The 828-nt window shown below is 65.2% G+C and carries 1 protein-coding gene; it reads left to right on the top strand.

The window, feature by feature from the left end:
• Positions 1 to 785 (top strand): TRCF domain-containing protein (locus EN984_RS36315; protein ID WP_348630250.1); only part of this gene is annotated, 785 nt, incomplete at its 5' end.
• Positions 786 to 828 lie beyond the last annotated feature (43 nt).

The raw sequence follows: 828 nt of genomic DNA, 5'->3' as shown, positions 1-828 counted from the left end.
GCGCCGACATGTTCGGCCTGTCGCAGCTTTATCAGCTGCGCGGCCGCGTCGGGCGTTCCAAGGTGCGCGCCTATGCGCTGTTCACGCTGCCGGCCAACCGCAAGCTGACCGACACCGCCGAGCGCCGGCTGAAGGTGCTGCAATCGCTGGATACGTTGGGCGCCGGCTTCCAGCTCGCCAGCCACGACCTCGATATCAGGGGCGCCGGCAATCTTCTTGGCGAAGAGCAGTCCGGCCACATCAAGGAGGTCGGCTTCGAGCTCTACCAGCAGATGCTGGAAGAGGCCGTCGCCGAGGTGAAGGATTCCGGCGAAGTGCAGGATGGCGGCTGGTCGCCGCAGATTGCCGTCGGCACGGCGGTGATGATCCCGGAAAGCTATGTTCCGGACCTGCAGCTCCGGCTGGCGCTCTACCGCAGGCTTGGCGATCTCGAAAACACCGAGGAAATCGACGCTTTCGGCGCCGAGCTGATCGACCGCTTCGGCCCGCTGCCGGACGAGGTCAAGCATCTGCTCAAGATCGTCTTCATCAAGGCGCTCTGCCGCAAGGCCAATGTCGAGAAGCTCGACGCCGGGCCGAAGGGCGTCGTCATCCATTTCCGCAAGCGCGAATTCTCCAACCCGGTCGGGCTCGTCCGGTTCATCGGCGAGCAGGGCTCGCTGGCCAAGATCCGGCCGGACCACAGCGTCGTCTTCGTGCGCGATTGGCCAACCCCCGAGAAGCGATTGGCGGGCTCGGCGGTCGTCATGACCCAGTTGGCGCGGCTGGTGGAGAAGGCGGCGTAGCCGGCCCAGGCCATTCGCCAGCGCTTGAATTCCGGTCTAGAAT

The organism is Mesorhizobium sp. M7A.F.Ca.CA.004.12.1.1, from assembly GCF_003997835.1.
Taxonomy (GTDB): Bacteria; Pseudomonadota; Alphaproteobacteria; order Rhizobiales; family Rhizobiaceae; genus Mesorhizobium.
This window is presented reverse-complemented; position numbering and strand designations above follow the sequence as displayed.